1 pseudogene is annotated in these 210 nt (G+C 72.4%); it reads right to left on the reverse strand.

Annotated elements, in window-relative coordinates:
* A pseudogene (locus EXE44_RS19970) lies at positions 1 to 210 on the reverse strand (hypothetical protein); the annotation flags it as partial.

Consider the following 210-nt stretch of genomic DNA (forward strand, 5'->3'; position numbering starts at 1 on the left):
CGACGTCGACGTCGGTCCCCTCGTACCACCCCTTCAGGTCGAGGATGCGCACGGCGTCGGTCTCGCGCAGCGTCTCGAACGCCGCCTCGGGCCACTCCGGGGTGGGGTCGAGCTTGAACTCCAGGTCGGGGTCGCGCGAGAGCAGCGCCTCGACGCGGTCGGTCGAGGGCGGGTCGCCCAGCCGCGTCGAGACGACGAACCTGACCGGCT

The organism is Halorubrum sp. SS7, assembly GCF_005435055.1.
GTDB lineage: Archaea > Halobacteriota > Halobacteria > Halobacteriales > Haloferacaceae > Halorubrum > Halorubrum salinarum.